Origin of the sequence: Frankia sp. KB5 (assembly GCF_002099325.1) — a bacterium.
GTDB lineage: Bacteria > Actinomycetota > Actinomycetes > Frankiales > Frankiaceae > Frankia > Frankia casuarinae.
Map to the genome: position 1 here is coordinate 1 of NZ_MRUJ01000160.1, position 14,022 is coordinate 14,022.

General features: G+C 69.2%; 11 protein-coding genes and 4 pseudogenes. 3 read left to right on the forward strand and 12 right to left on the reverse strand.

The window, feature by feature from the left end:
* Window positions 1–550 (forward strand): annotated as a pseudogene (locus KBI5_RS15960) (molybdopterin dinucleotide binding domain-containing protein); the annotation flags it as partial.
* Window positions 551–765: 215 nt separating this feature from the next.
* On the opposite strand, the gene KBI5_RS15965 reads toward KBI5_RS15960, so the two are convergent.
* Both KBI5_RS15965 and KBI5_RS15970 read right to left on the reverse strand, forming a co-directional pair.
* Window positions 766–2,172 (reverse strand): hypothetical protein, encoded by a 1,407-nt coding sequence (locus KBI5_RS15965; protein WP_085015687.1) that lies wholly within the window; start codon window positions 2,170–2,172, stop codon window positions 766–768.
* 249 nt (window positions 2,173–2,421) lie between these two features.
* Window positions 2,422–2,622, reverse strand: a pseudogene (locus tag KBI5_RS15970) (polyketide cyclase); the annotation flags it as partial.
* A 442-nt stretch (window positions 2,623–3,064) separates the two neighbouring features.
* On the opposite strand from KBI5_RS15970, the gene KBI5_RS15975 reads away from it, so the two are divergent.
* Entirely contained in the window at window positions 3,065–4,345 is a 1,281-nt protein-coding gene (locus KBI5_RS15975; RefSeq protein ID WP_235187144.1) for a lipase, read from the forward strand.
* Between the two features lie 1,016 nt (window positions 4,346–5,361).
* Here KBI5_RS15975 and uppS read toward each other — a convergent pair.
* The 4 genes from uppS to KBI5_RS16000 all read right to left on the reverse strand — a co-directional run bounded on the left by uppS (window position 5,362) and on the right by KBI5_RS16000 (window position 8,368).
* Complete coding sequence (gene uppS / locus KBI5_RS15985; protein ID WP_085015691.1) at window positions 5,362–6,135, reverse strand: polyprenyl diphosphate synthase; 774 nt, start codon at window positions 6,133–6,135, stop codon at window positions 5,362–5,364.
* Window positions 6,136–6,449: 314 nt separating this feature from the next.
* Window positions 6,450–6,704, reverse strand: a complete 255-nt coding sequence (locus KBI5_RS15990; protein WP_133057054.1) for a hypothetical protein — start codon at window positions 6,702–6,704, stop codon at window positions 6,450–6,452.
* Window positions 6,705–7,246: 542 nt separating this feature from the next.
* Window positions 7,247–7,792, reverse strand: coding sequence for a DUF1360 domain-containing protein (locus tag KBI5_RS15995; RefSeq protein ID WP_085015692.1), 546 nt, complete (start codon window positions 7,790–7,792; stop codon window positions 7,247–7,249).
* 204 nt (window positions 7,793–7,996) lie between these two features.
* The gene (locus KBI5_RS16000; RefSeq protein ID WP_023841461.1) at window positions 7,997–8,368 is read right to left on the reverse strand and encodes a hypothetical protein; all 372 of its coding nucleotides are present in this window, start codon (window positions 8,366–8,368) and stop codon (window positions 7,997–7,999) included.
* 258 nt (window positions 8,369–8,626) lie between these two features.
* Here KBI5_RS16000 and KBI5_RS16005 point away from each other — a divergent pair, with 258 nt between their 5' ends.
* Window positions 8,627–9,817: a class I SAM-dependent methyltransferase gene (locus KBI5_RS16005; RefSeq protein WP_347272511.1), complete on the forward strand. Its 1,191-nt coding sequence runs from the start codon at window positions 8,627–8,629 to the stop codon at window positions 9,815–9,817.
* A gap of 291 nt (window positions 9,818–10,108) precedes the next feature.
* Here KBI5_RS16005 and KBI5_RS16010 read toward each other — a convergent pair whose 3' ends face one another.
* The 6 genes and pseudogenes from KBI5_RS16010 to KBI5_RS16030 all read right to left on the reverse strand — a co-directional run.
* Window positions 10,109–10,336, reverse strand: coding sequence for a hypothetical protein (locus KBI5_RS16010; RefSeq protein ID WP_023841463.1), 228 nt, complete (start codon window positions 10,334–10,336; stop codon window positions 10,109–10,111).
* Between the two features lie 218 nt (window positions 10,337–10,554).
* Window positions 10,555–10,854 (reverse strand): hypothetical protein, encoded by a 300-nt coding sequence (locus tag KBI5_RS28755; RefSeq protein ID WP_023841464.1) that lies wholly within the window; start codon window positions 10,852–10,854, stop codon window positions 10,555–10,557.
* Between the two features lie 205 nt (window positions 10,855–11,059).
* A pseudogene (locus tag KBI5_RS28760) lies at window positions 11,060–11,170 on the reverse strand (TetR/AcrR family transcriptional regulator); the annotation flags it as partial.
* A 126-nt stretch (window positions 11,171–11,296) separates the two neighbouring features.
* Window positions 11,297–11,707 carry a PaaI family thioesterase gene (locus KBI5_RS16020; protein ID WP_011436636.1) on the reverse strand — a complete coding sequence of 137 codons (411 nt, stop codon included), beginning with the start codon at window positions 11,705–11,707 and terminating at the stop codon, window positions 11,297–11,299.
* Between the two features lie 230 nt (window positions 11,708–11,937).
* On the reverse strand, window positions 11,938–13,383 hold the full coding sequence (locus KBI5_RS16025) for an HNH endonuclease signature motif containing protein (protein WP_085015689.1): 1,446 nt from the start codon (window positions 13,381–13,383) through the stop codon (window positions 11,938–11,940).
* Window positions 13,384–13,493: 110 nt separating this feature from the next.
* Window positions 13,494–13,904: pseudogene (locus KBI5_RS16030) on the reverse strand (MFS transporter); the annotation flags it as partial.
* Window positions 13,905–14,022 lie beyond the last annotated feature (118 nt).

A 14,022-nucleotide genomic window follows, 5' to 3' on the forward strand; every position in this document is an offset into this window, starting at 1 on the left:
CTCGCCGGGGACTACCGGCGGATCCGCGCCCACATCGCCCGGGTCGTCCCCGGGTTCACCGATTTACGAGGCGGGCCTGGCCGAGCTGGGGGGATTCCCGCTCCCGCACCCGCCGCGGGACAGCCGGACGTTCCCGACGCCGAGCGGGCGGGCCGCGCTGACGGTCAACACCTGTGAGGTGCTGCGGGTCCCGCCGGGACACCTGCTGTTGCAGACCGTCCGCTCCCACGACCAGTACAACACGACGATCTACGGCATGGACGACCGGTACCGCGGGGTGCGCCGCGGCCGGCGCGTCGTGTTCGTCCACCCGGACGACCTCGACGACCTCGGTATCGCCGACGGCACCCACGTCGACCTCGTTGGGGTCTGGACGGACGGGATGGACCGGCGCGCGGAGAACTTTCGCGTCGTGGCCTACCCGACCGCCCGCGGCTGCGCCGCCGCCTACTTCCCGGAGACCAACGTCCTGGTCCCCCTCGACAGCACCGCCGCCCGCAGCAACACCCCCACCTCGAAATCCCTGATCATCCGCCTGGAGGCAGGCTGAGACCGGGCCGGCACGGGCGAGTCGGAGGTATCCAACGGCCGGTCAGCCACGGTGGGGGCGGGTCCATATGATCATCTGGTCGCTCCTGTGCCCGGTCCGGCCTGTGGGCGGGTCCAATGGGTCGCCCGGCTGGGCGTATCGGTCGATCCAGGACGCGAGGGTGTCAGATGCGCCCACTCGAAGCCCCGGCGCAGGGGTGTGTTCCGGCGGCTGGATCAGGCCGTCGCCGGCGTCGATCTGCCGGCGGAAGCCCCCCGCCGGGGCAGAGCGTCCGCGGCGCCTGCGGGGGTGGCTGGTCTGCGTCGTGCGAGATCGGGTTCTTGACGGCGGTTGCCGGGGAGGATGCGGCGCTCCCAGCCGAACAGGTAGAGCAGGACGGGGACGAAGGCGAACTTGAACAGTTCGAAACCCTGCGCGGAGTTGATGAGGGAAGCGACCAGGAAGGGTATGAAGAGGGCGGCCGATGCCGGCCGTTTGACCAGCCGCAGCAGGACCAGGAAGATCGCTGCCAACAAAGCGTACGCGCCGATCCGACCGAAGTCGAACAGCCAGGTCACGTAGAGGGAGTTGGCCGCGTAGTTCCGGTCGTCACCGTATTTCTGGGCGAGATAGACGGAGTTCGAGTTCGGGCCGTAGCCGATGTTCGGATGACCGTTCTGCCGAGYCTCGGCCATGACGATCCGCGCGCTCGTGTAACGGCCGTTGGCGGTGGCGGGTGCCGTGTCATCGCCCAGCGCATCGAGTCCGGCGACGAGCCGGCCGAACGCGACCGTCAGGCCGTTGTTGCTGGCCAGGTAGCCGGTCGGGTCGATCCGGCCGATCCCGACGACGGTCAGTGGCAGGACGGCGGCGAGGACGATCGTCCGGCGGCCCCGGGCAGCCACCGCTCGAATCCCGTTGAGATAACAGAAGATCAGGCTGATAGCGGCGGTGAGCAGGACCGTGGGTGATTTGGTCAGCAGACCGGCGAGGACGACGAGTGCCAGGTTTCGCCACGACCTGCGCCGGACCGCCAGCAGGATCAGCACGGAGATGACCGGGGCCCAGGACGAGGGCTCGGCCAGCAGCCCGCGCAGCCGGGGCGTGCCGCCGGAGCCGGCGTCTACCCACACCGGCGCCGGTAGGACGGCGGCGACGGCATAGCCGGCCAAGGCGATCCACACGCAGCCCAATGACATCCGCCAGAAGACGTGTTCGAGGTGGCGGCGATCGAAGAAGAATGCCGCAAAGACGGCGATCGAGGCGTAGAAGACGCCGAACCGCAGGCTTGCCGCGAGGTATTCGGCCGCGCCGTCCGGGCCCATCGGGCCCATCGGGCCCATCGGGGCAAGGGAGTAAAAGCACATGACCGCCGCGATGAAAAGTACGGCCGACAGGCTGCGCAGCGCGCTGTGGACGAAGGTGGCACCGTTGCGGCGCGAGACCAGGGAGAGCACCGCGAGAAAGGAATAGAGAAAAACCTGGATCTTTGTGGTCGGGATGCCCACCCTGGCCGTTGGGGAGACCGGAACGGTGCAGACCAGATAACAGCCGACGAACACCCAGGTCGCCAGCCGGGCGGCCGGCCCGATCAGCTCGTTCTGCTGCGTCTGCTCCGCGGTTTCCGGGGCGGTTTCCCGCATCCCGGGGGAGCTGGCGGAGGTCGGATCGGGGCAATCGTGACCGATTTCATCACTAGCATTATAGATTTCCCTCCAAGGGGATAAACGCCGTGATTTTCCCGAAGCCCATGGGGAGCATGGTAACAACCACCGGAGCACTTTCCCGCGGCCTCCCTCGGCGGTGGGGCGCGGGTGTCGCCGCGGCGACCCTTTCCGGGGATCGACTGCCGATAGAGGCCGGACTGCTCGCCGGGCTTCCCACGAACCGGGTCACGACCCGGAGACCCCTTGCGCGGCACCGCGCAGCCGGGCGGCGGCGAACAGGTCCGCCATCGCCGCCGGGAAATCCTCGCTGATCTGTGGACCCAGCTCCGGGCCCACCTCGTCGACTCCCGGGCCGGCGATCTCCAACCGGTGGACGACCGCGGTCCGGCCGTCGCCGAGTGGCGTTAGCGTGTGCCGGATGATAACCCCTCGCGTAGATGGTCTGTCCGAAGACATTATAGGGAGGGTGATCCGGCGAGAGCCGGTGAGCCGTCCGAATCCCGTGCGCGGTGGTTTTCCCCGCCCGGCTCGACCCGCTGACCGCATTCATCCTGGACAGGCCCACTTTTAGGATCACCGGCGTGGCGACAGGCCCACTTCTAGCGTCACCGGCATCGCAATGCACACGCGGGAAGGAAGCCACATGCAGGAAAGAGGCCACGTGCAGAAAAGAAGTCATGTGCCACTGGGGCGTCACATGCGAGAAATCGGCCACGCGCGGGAAATGGGCCGCGTGCGGGAAGGAGGTCACATGCGGGAAACGGGTCACGCGCGGGAAACGGGTCATGTCCAGGAAGAAGGCCAGGAAGGAGGCCACGCGCCGCGGAGACGTCACGCGCGGCTGGTAGGTCACGGGCAGCAGGACATCGTGAGGAGGGGACGGCGCTCCCGGCGGCGCCGGACCGTCATCGGGCTCGTCCTCGCCGCGACGACCGCGGCGACGGCCGCCGCGACGACCAGCGCCCTCATCGACCCCGCCGCGGCCACCGGGCCGACCGCGGCTTGGCACCACACATCCTCCTACCGCGGGGATGTGGTCTCCGTCAAACGGCTACGGGTCCTGTCGGCGGAGTATGTGCGGGCGGTCCTGGCCAGTACCGGGTTCGACGCCGATCCGGAGGTGATCCGGTCGGGGGTGCGGACCTACCGGGTCGTGTACTACACGATCGACCCCCGTGGACGTCGGACGACCGCCAGCGGCCTGGTGGCGCTGCCGCGCACCGAGGACCGCTGGCTGCAGGTCGTCTCCTACGCCCACGGCACCGAGATCAACCGCGCGGACGCCCCGTCGACCGCGACCGATCTGGAGGCCAACTCCTGGGGGCAGGCCCCGGCCCTCACCTACGCCGCCGCCGGGTTCGCTGCGGTCGCCCCCGACTACCTGGGCTACGGCGTCGGGCCGGGTGACCATCCGTGGTTGGATGTCCCCTCGGAAACCAGCGCGTCGCTGGACCTGCTCCGTGCGGCGCGCACCGTCGCCGCGCGTGAAGGCCGGAAGTTCAAACGGGATGTGCTGGTCACCGGGTTCTCCCAGGGCGCTTCGGCGGCCACGGGACTGGGGAAGGCACTGTGGGCCGGCGCCGACCCGTCGTTCCGGCTCGGTGCCCTGGCGCCCGTCAGCGGAGCCTATGACCTGCGTTCCGTGGAGCTGCCGGCATGGCTGAACGGGCAGGTCGCATGGCCCTTCGGTGTCGGCTACACCGCCTTCTTCCTCGTCTCCTGGAACCGCCTGTACCACCTGTACCGCTCGCCCGCGGAGGTGTTCCAGGATCCGAAGGTCGCGACGCTCTTCGACGGCAAGCACACCGGGGAGCAGATCCTCGCCGGCCTGCCGGCGACCACCGGCAAGCTGCTCACCCCGCACGGCTTCGACCTGCTCCGCAACCCCTGGGACGGGCTGGCCGTGGGGCTGTGGGCGGCGGACCATACCTGTTCGAACTGGAACCCGAGGGCGCCGGTCCGGCTCTTCGTCGGCGGCGCCGACCATCAGGTTCCGCGGGCCAACAGCGAGCATTGCCAGGCCGCGTTCCTGGCACGTGGCGCCGACGCCCCGATCATCAACCTGGGACCCAACGTCGGTCATCTCGACTCCAACAAGGCCGGTACGGCCGCGGTCGTCCGCTGGTTCCGGCAACAGGTGCAGCAGTAGCGGCGAGTTGACGGACCAGGACGATCCATGCTCTCCGGCCTGATCCCGGCGCGGGCCTGATCCCGGCGCGGGCTGGGCCGGACGGTCGGGGCGCGGGTGGTTGTGGCATTCCACCCGCGTCCCGACTACCGCCGGTCCCATCGCCGGCGATGGTCGGTTCATCGCCAGCGGCGGTCAGGTATCTCGGCGCCTCTTGGGAGTGCAGACAAGATAATCAACGGTGTTGACGACGTTCCGACCGCCATTTTTGATCATGGCTAGATTCGGAAAGGCCACACCGGGGGCCCGATGGTTTCGGTGCGGACGGGGAAATTGGGGCTGGGCATATTGACCTCGAGTCCGAGCCTCTTGTTGATTTTGAGAGCGCGATTCGCATAAAAAGCGAGGATTCGCGGGGCCACTGACGCCACCGTGGCGGTGGCCGGCTCGGGTATGACGGCCGAAACTATCGCAGCTATGTCGACGCCGTTAGCGACCATCTCGGTCTCCTCTCTGGTGAAGAAGATCTTCCAACCCTTGTGGACGCTGGTGGCGGATGCCATTGATGCTCCGTTTATGTCTGACCTCAGGTCCCGACAGGCGACAGGCTTGCACCAGAGCGACGGAGACTCGATGGTAGTTCGCTGATGGCGCAATAAGCACTTACTTGCGGTAATGGCACCACTGGGCGTTTCCGCGGGCAGGATGCGGCCGACCGGGCGGGTGACCAGCCGTCGGACGACGACGATGCGCTGGGTGCTCGACACATCCCTGAAGCCCATAGGTGGCCCATGGCCGGCGTTGACCGCCTGAACGATCTTCCTGCCCGGCGGGATACCAGCTCCGCTCAAGAGAGGAAAGGAGGAACGAAGGGGGGAGGGGCCGGGCGAAGGAAGAAATGATCGGGCAACGGGAAGCGGAAACCCGACGCGCGCAGTCCGCCGTCCAGGGGGCGGGCTCAGGAGTGGCTCAGGAGTGGCTCAAGGGCGGTTCAGGAGACGGGCCGGGGGCTGCTCATGGGCGGGCCAGACGGTGGATCAGGCGCCGTGGCGTCGCTCCCTGGCGGCGAAGCTGCGCAGGGCGCGCAGGAAGTCGATCTCACGGAACGCCGGCCAGTACGCCTCGCAGAAATACAGCTCCGAGTAGGCGCTCTGCCAGAGCAGGAAGTTGGACAGCCGCTGTTCCCCGCTGGTGCGGATCACCAGATCGGGGTCGGGCTGGCCGGCGGTGTAGAGGTGCTGGGCGATGTCGTCCACGGTCAGCGTCGACGCGACGTCGGTCAGCGAGTCCCCGGCCTCGGCCCGCTCGTGCAGCAGCTCGCGCAGGGCCTCGATGACCTCCTGGCGACCCCCGTACCCGACGGCGAGGGTGACGTGGGCGCCGGTCGTGACGCTGCGGGTTGTCTCCACGGCCTCTTTGAGGACACGGGCCGTGCTGTCCGGCAGCGTGTCCAGCATGCCCGCGAGATGGACCTGCCAGCGGGCGTCCGGCCGCCCGAGCCGGTCGGCCACCACCTGCTCGATCACCTGCATGAGGAAGGCGACCTCGGCGTCCCCGCGCTGCTGCAGGTTCTCCGTCGAGCAGACGAACACGGTGACGTGTTTGATGCCGACAAGCTCGCACCAGGACAGGACGTCCTCGGCGTGCTCGGCGCCGTACTTGTGGCCGAGGYTCGGATTCGCCATGCCCATCTCGCGGGCCCAGCGGCGGTTGCCGTCCATGACCAGCCCGACGTGCGCAGGCAGTGGACCCGCCATGACCTGCCGACGCAGGCGACGGGTGTAGAGCGCGTAGAGGGGGCCGGCCGTCATCTGCACCTTCGATTACACCTTCGATTGTGGGACGCCCGGCGATCGCGGGGCACCCGGGGGAGGAGGAGTCCGGGGAGAGCCCATGGTCGGAGAGGGGTTCATGGCCGCTTCCGGCCTGTGGTCGATGGGCCTGTGGTCGATCTGTCGTCGGTGCCGTGGGTGTCGCATCGCCGCATGCGGGGGTAGCGGGGTAGCGGGGGTAGCGGAGGAGTGGAGGAGTGGAGGAGCGGTACGTCGGAATACCAGTGTGCCCTCTCCCGAAGAAGGGCTTCCGCGGGGGCTCGGGCCGACGCCGCGATCGGGCGGTCCACCGGTCACAGGACCGCTACCGGCCCACCCGCCCCGTGCAGGTCCAGCGCCGGAATCACCAGCCAGCTCTCGTAGCCCCCCGCCCGGGCGTGCCGGTTCGCCTCGGCCGGTGTCACGAAGAATCCGACGACACCTTCCACCGCCCGATCCGGTCCGATGAGGACCGCCAACGCCCATAGCGGGCCGGATTGCTGCGGATTCGCGGCCRGAATATGCGACCACACGTCCGACCAGCTCGACTGGTCAGCCGAGGACTCCATCACGCACCCCTCTTCACGCAGCTTGTCCGGAGCCACCCACGGCGGCCATGGCGGACGAAGGTCGACCGGCGAGAACCATCGGTATCACTATCGGTGCCGCCTCTGCGTCTTACGGTGACATTCGGTAAGTTTCTGTCCATACTCTCGCCACGGCGCTCCAGATGAACAGCTTGGCGCCTCGGGCCCCTCTTCCGTGCCTATTTCAACACGAGCGCCGGCTGAGACGTGACACACGGACCGCCGTTCGGCGATGCTTTGATGATTTGAGTTCTTCGGACCCGTTCCAGGCCTTCGCGGTCGGCGGTCCAGCGAGGGAGTTCGCGCAGGTTGTCCGCCATGGCCCTTGGTCTCTCGCCGGGCACCGCGGGGTTCAAACGTCTGCACGTGCAGCCGGCTCTCACGATGGGACCGGACCCAATTCTTCTGGAGTATGCACGCGCAGATGTACGGGCGTGCGCATGCGCGTACGCACGTCACACATCATCACTGCGCCGCCAGTTCCCGTGATCTGGGTGCAACACCCACCACCCGGGCGGGAATGGTCAGCCCCTGGTGGCCCGTTGTTGCGCGTTCGCGTAGACGAGTTGAAGTAGGTCGGAGCCGGTGACCACCGTGAAGACGGATGCGGCGAGCCGCGTCGGCCGAGGCGCGACGACCAGGYCGAAGACGAAGCCGGTGGCCATCCACTGCGCGGTGCAGAACGGGCAAGTGAGTAGCTCACCCACGCTGTGCCGGGCCGGGGGATGCTCGCGGACCTCCTCGGCGAGTTCCGCCGGTCCCGCGGTGCCGCGGAAGCGGGTGAAGGGGGCGCGCAGCGGGCTCGTCACCGGGTCCTTGGTGAGAATGCGGCTCAGCTTGTGCGTGGCGATCGTGACGAGAACCAGGTCGGAGACCGCGAACCGCTCGGGCAGGACCGCACCGGACACCCGGCCGATCAGCCCGAGAGCCGCGCACAACCCGCCATACGCCGACAGGGTGGCAAGATAGCTGCGCAGCGGGCGGGGCTCGTTGCCCGCGTACTCGCTCTGTTCCTGGCGCGCCGTGTTGGTCAGGCGGGCCAGGACACCGGTTTTCGGGGCACGCATCATGTCGGATGCCTGCCCACCGTCTCCGACGGTAACCAGGTGGAACATGCCCCGCGACACGCCCCGCCGGCCGCCGCCAGTGGCGGACCCGGTGGAGGCCACCGGGTCCGCCGCCCGGGTCCGTGCGGCGGGAGGATRGGGTCATGCTCTCGTCGGCCGGCCTGGACGAGTTTGTCGCAGCTTTCGGGGTTGTCGGCCGGGTCTCGTTCAGGACTCCGGTGCCGCGTCCCCGTGGCCGTTCGCGTTGGCACGCCGGGTGGTCGTGTTGAACATGCGGGTGAGGTACTCGGTGCGCAGGACACCGCGGCCGTCGGCTCCGACATAGCCGACGTCGCGGGTGAGGTAGCCCTCGGGATAGGTGTAGCCGGCGGCGGTGACCTCGCCGTTGCGGGTCCACCAGGCTTTGCGCTGGGTGCGGCAGCGGTCGCAGGCGTGGATGACGTGGTAGGCGCGGGCCTCACGGTCCCAGGTGGCGCTGTGGGGCTGCCAGCGGTGTCCCATGGTGCGGCATTCCACGAAGCTCACGGGCAGGTCGTGCGCCCAGGACTCGATGCTGCGACGGGGGGACTGCTCGGCCATCAGGGTGTTGGCCCCTTTCCGGGGAGACGGTGCGCGGGACGGGAACGACGAATGTAACGGTGGGAGAACGCCGACGGTCTCCTGGAGTGATCCTGCCATCCGGACCCGGTGTGGGTCTCTTCGGTGGGCATGCTGGCGCGCCCCCTGTGACCAGGGTGTATTGGCAATGGACGGCCTACTGTAGTGGGTACGGAGGCAGCGTTGTCGTGCACGCGATTCACGCTGCCGCCTGCTTCACCGCAACCATCGACACTTTCGGTGAACGGCCTGCGGTTGTGGGGCGCGCGGGACGGGGACCTCGAGGCCGAGGTGGAGGCCGAGGTGGAGGCCGAGGTGGAGGCCGAGGTGGAGGCCGAGGTGGATGTGCACGGCTTCCAGCACGCTCACCCGGGCATGGCCGCCGATGGCGAGCGCGACGGGCCGATGATCACCTTCTTGCCTGTGGGTGCCCCTGCGGTAGTGGCATGCAATCGTGGAAGAGTGCGGGGACATCGGCCCATGGGCGGTCACGGGGGTGCGAGCCGGACCGCGGTGCTGGTGTGCCAGGGGCGGGCCGTCGCGCACGGGCGCATCGCTGTCGACCGGTTCGACGATCCGACAGCGATGATGTTTCTGCGCGCCGACGAACGGGGCGTTGTCGAGTGGGTGCGCGGTGGTGTCCCGCCGCGGGGGTGGGGGGCGCGGCTTGAGTTTGAGATGGTGCGGGCCTGCGGTGAGGTGATGGTGCCGCGTACCGTCGCCATCGACGAGGCCCTCCGGGAGGCCGTCGGTGGGGCCGACGGCGATCGGGAGGTGCGGCGGGCGGAGCAACTGGTGGTTCTCGGCGCGGGCCTGGACGGACGGCCCTGGCGGATGCCGGAGCTCGCCGGCGTCGCCGTATTCGAGGTCGATCATCCGGCGTCCCAGCGGGACAAGCTCGACCGGCTCGGGGACGCGGATCGGCTCGGGGACGCGGGGCCGCCGGGAACGGCACCGCGCTTTGCGCCGGTGGACTTCAGCCGTGACGACCTCGACGCGGCCCTGACGTCGGTGGGGCATCGGCCGACGGTGCCGACGGTCTGGATCTGGGAGGGTGTCGTACCCTACCTCACCCGTGGCCAGGTCGCCGCCACGACCCGGGTCGTGGCGGGGCGCTCGACCCCGGGAAGCCGCCTGATCGTTCATTACCACGCGCCGGCGCTCTCGGCGCTTCTCGGCCGGCTGGCGGCACGGGTGCTGACTATTGTGTCACGGCGCCCCGATCCCATGGCCCGCGAACCCAACCGCTCGGCATGGACCCCCGCCGCGATGCGTCGGATGCTCGCCGCCCACGGCTTCACCGTCCGCCGCGACGACGACCTGCTCACGCTCGCCCGGCGACTGGCGGTGCCGGTTCGGCACCGCCAATCGCTGCGCAACGGCCACGTCGTCGTAGCCGACCTCCTCGTGGCCGACTTCGACACGGTCTGACCCGCCCTGGTCTGGCGCCACCTCGCGCGCTCCGCTCACGCGAACCGATCCGCCAGTCACCCTGATCCGCCCGTCACCTGACCTACTTACAGTATGTAGCGCCATCGTGGGTTTCGGTTGGGGTTGACCGGGGATGATGTCCAGGGCACCCGTGTGGGGAAACCTGCGAGACCGCACTCGGCGATCGTGGCGACCGACCGGCAAGACACTGCGGACCGTACGCCGGTCGGTCGTCTCCGCGGCCGGGCACCGGGGGAACCGGAGCCACCGGAGGAGGTGAGAGGGGCCGGGTCAGAGCCGGTTGCGCAGCAATTGCTTGCCCTCCTCGGCGCCCTTGCGGCTTTCGTTCTGCGCCCGGCGGAACAAGCTAGCCAGCTCCTGGTCGTCGTCGCGCTCGGCGTCGCCGATGTAGGTCTCCAGCCGCAGCGCGTTGCTCAGACACCGCTCCGTGAACCACAGCAGGTCGTACTGGGCGTCCTTCGTGCCGGTGACGTTCCCGGTCTCGGCTGTCGTGGTCATCTGATCGGCTCCCTTCATCGGGGTCTGCGGATACACATCCTTCGGAGTACCAGTTCCCGCACGGGCCGCTCTTACCCGTCTGTCCGTCCGTGGCCCGAGCACGAGCGACCAACCGCAGAAGATCGACAGCCCGCTCGACACGATCCACGATCACGCCCGCGCCGCCCATGGCACCGCCTCCCCCGGGTGATCCGTCGTGATCCGTCGTGATCCGTCGTCTATGATCCCGTACCGGGGTGGTGCTCCGTTTTATAAGATCCCGGGGTGTCATCGGTCGTCGGCCGGGACTGAACCCGCAGGCCATCGGTCATGATCGAGAGCAGGGGTCGAGCGTGGTCCGCCCGCTCCGGCGCCTGTTCCCGGATCCAGCCGATGGCGGTCACGAGAGAGATCACCTCCTCGACCCGCACGTCCGACCGGACGTCGCCGGCCCGCTGGGCCCGGACGAGGAATGCCAGCGTCGCCTGCTCGAGGGAGTAGCAGGACGCGTGCAGCCCCGTCTCCTCGTCGCGCACCATGGTGAGCAGCCTGGCGGCCACCCCCCCGGTAGGTCGCGATGTGCGCAATCAGTTTGTCGAGCCAACCGAACAGCGCCGCGCCCGCGTCCGGGGCGTCCAGCAGCCGGTCCACCTCGTCGAGTAGCGCGGCGGTCCGGTCGTGCGGCAGCGCCTCGAGCAGCGCGTCCCGGTTGGGAAAGTGCCGGAAGAGCGTGCCGATCCCGACCTCCGCCTGCCTGGCGACCTCGTTGAGGGAGATGTCCCTGTCGCTGCCGGCGAAGGCGCCCCGGGCCACCTCGAGGATCCGCTCGCGGTTGCGGCGCGCGTGCGAGCGCATCGGCCGGTCCGCCGTCGCCACGCTGCTGGCCGTGTGCACCTCCGGGGGGCTCGGCCGTACGCCCCTTCGAGCCTACGGAAGCTTGGTCGTACGGAAGCTTGGTCGTCACGAGGGGTGTGCTGGTGGTCAGCGGCGCGCGACGGTGCCGAGCGCGACGGCGCAGAGCCGTTCCCCGTCCCTGTCTCCGCCGCGGTCGAAGACCTCGCAGCGCACGGTAACCAGAGTGGAGCCGGCGTGGACGACCTCGGCACGGGCGATGAGCTCGTCGCCCCGCGCCCCCCGGAGATAGTTGATCTTCATCTCGGAGGTCAGGACGGCGTCCCCCGCGACGCTGCCGGCGGCGAAGGTGAGGGCAGTGTCGGCGGCATAGCTCAGCGCCCCGCCGTGCGCGGCGCCGTGCTGCTGGCGTAGATGATCTCCGAGCGGGATGGTCAGCTCGGCCACCCCCGCCTCGAAGCGACTGAGCCGGGCGCCGAGCAGTCGACTGAAGGGCTGGGCTGCGAGTAGCCCGCGGGCCACGGCGATGTCGGGCGTCATCGGCTCTCCAGGAAGGTGTGCCTGCCGGCGGGGTGCCTACCAAGCAGTGTGGGCCTTGGGAGGTTCGTGGGTCGTCAGGGACTGGGCGCGGGTGGCGGAGGGGTGACGACACGATTGGCAGTGGTCTCGATGGCGGACTGCGGACTGATGATCTGGGCCGTGGCCGGCTGCGGTCGGCTGAGCCACTGCTTTCGTCTCGCTGCTCGCCTGAATCTAGGGCGAAGCGATGGTTATCCGCCTGGCGCGGTGTGTAGGAGGTCGGCGGTATGTCGTGAATAGGGGTTGCGGCGGGGTTTTCGTGCCAGGTCGATCCAGGGTGGAGGAAGGAACTCGGGCCGGCGGTCGGGGCCGAGCCGGACGGTCCAACCCTGGTGGTGCACGAACCGGTGATGATATCCGCACAGCAAGACCAGATTGTCGAGCGAGGTTTCTCCGCCGTCTATCCAATGACGAACATGGTGAATTTCACACCACGACGACGGGCGGTCACATCCCGGATATGCGCAGCAGACATCGCGGGCGATGACGGCGCGACGCAGATCCGCCGGTGCGCTCCGGTAGGCACGACCGACATCCAACGGAACGCTGGCCGCATCGAACAGCACCCGGCCGACCGAGGCGTCACAGGCCAGGCGGCGCAGCACACCGGCCGGCAGCGGCTGACCCCAGCCGGTCGAGGCCGGAGGCCCGCCGTGGCCGAGCAGCGCCGCCCACGGCACGGTCACCGTCAGATGCGGGCGCACCCCACCGGTCACGGGCAGAACGCCGGCACCGAGCACGCGGTGGAACAGCTCGACGAAGGCGTCGGCACGCCGCCGCGCCGGGGAACGCGGATCGGCGGTGCCGTCATCGCCGGGGCGGGGTCCGGCCAGCGGATCCAACGCCGAACGCAGCAGGGCGGCGGCTTCGGCATCAAGGGTGCCGCTGATCCGCGTGGTCCCGCCCGGCAGGTCGGTCAACCACAGACCCCGCCGGTCGGCAGGATCACTACCGGGACCCGGCCTACCGTCCCGGTCGCCCGCATCGCTCTGGTCGCCCGCATCGCTCTGGCTGTCCGGGTCGTTGTGGTGACCGGTGTCGGTGGGCCCGTCGCCGCCGGGGCTGGTATCGATCTGGGTGAGCTGTTCGCGCAGGTGCCGGCCGAGACGGGCCAGCTCCGCGGGGTCGAACATCCAGGCCAGCTCCAGCAGCGAAGCCTCCGCGGCGGTATACACCTCGGCGCCGAGGCCACGCGGCAGAGAACGCAGCGCCAGGTGGATCTCCCATGCTTGCTCTACAGTGATCACACCGGCGGTCAGGGCAGCGCCGGTCGCGGCCAGCGGGCCATCCACGGCAATCGCGAGATCAAGCAGACGCCGGGCGTCAACGGGACGCATCCGCAGCCGTTCCCGCAGCAACGCTGCCGTACCGGCCGCGCCCTCCCGCGCGGCCAGGTTCCGCCCATGAGCCTCCCGCGCCAGCGCGAGCCRCACCGCGRCAAGGCGGGCCAGCTCCACCGAACAGTCGTCCAGGGCGCCGTACAACTCGGCGTCCGACAACGACCACACCGGCGCCTCTACCAGGCCACCCACCTGCCCGGCCACCCCCACCAACCCGGACAGCACCCGATGCTGCCCGGTGGCGGGATCGGTGGCGGGATCGGTGGCGGGATCGGTGGCGGGATCGGTGGCGGTCATGGATCAAGCGTAGATCACCCCACCTCGGATGTCGAACCTATGTTCGATTACCGTTACTCGGTGCTGTGGTTGCCGAGCGGGCAGGAAGGCCGTTTCGTTGTGGCCGGCAGCGCCGGCAGCGCCGGCAGGGCGACCGCGAGCGTCGCGACCCCGATCGGCACGTTGATGAAGATCCAGCGCCAGCTTGCGGTGTCGGTGAGGACGCCGCCGAGCACCTGGCCGATCGAGGCACCGGCGGCACCGGTGAAGCTGAAGACGGCGATCGCCCTGGCCCGCTGCCYGGGCTCGGCGAACAGTGTCCCCAGGATGCCCAGGCTGACGGCGGCGGCCATCGCGCCGCCGATCCCCTGCAGGAAACGCGCGAGGATCAGCATCGCGGGGCTGCCGGCCGCTCCCGCGAGAGCCGAGGCCGCGGTGAACACCGCGGTGCCGGACAAGAACATGCGCCGCCGGCTGATGAGGTCGCTAAGCCGTCCGGCCAGCAGCAGACTTCTGAAGGCGATCAGGTACGCAAGTAGTACGTCGTAGCAACGCCTGATCTACAGGGTAGAGAAAAGTTGCGATGACCCCAGATGTGGCAGGGGACCCCAGCGAGGCCCGCATGCTCGGGGCTTCGCCGGGGTCCCAAGGGCCAGCCGA

Coding starts and splice junctions, on each gene's coding strand:
- KBI5_RS16000 (WP_023841461.1), bottom strand. CDS start 8,368: ATGGCCGAGCAGTCCCCCCGTCGCAGCATCGAGTCCTGGGCGCACGAC.
- KBI5_RS16010 (WP_023841463.1), bottom strand. CDS start 10,336: ATGACCACGACAGCCGAGACCGGGAACGTCACCGGCACGAAGGACGCC.
- KBI5_RS28755 (WP_023841464.1), bottom strand. CDS start 10,854: ATGGTGCGCGACGAGGAGACGGGGCTGCACGCGTCCTGCTACTCCCTC.
- KBI5_RS16020 (WP_011436636.1), bottom strand. CDS start 11,707: ATGACGCCCGACATCGCCGTGGCCCGCGGGCTACTCGCAGCCCAGCCC.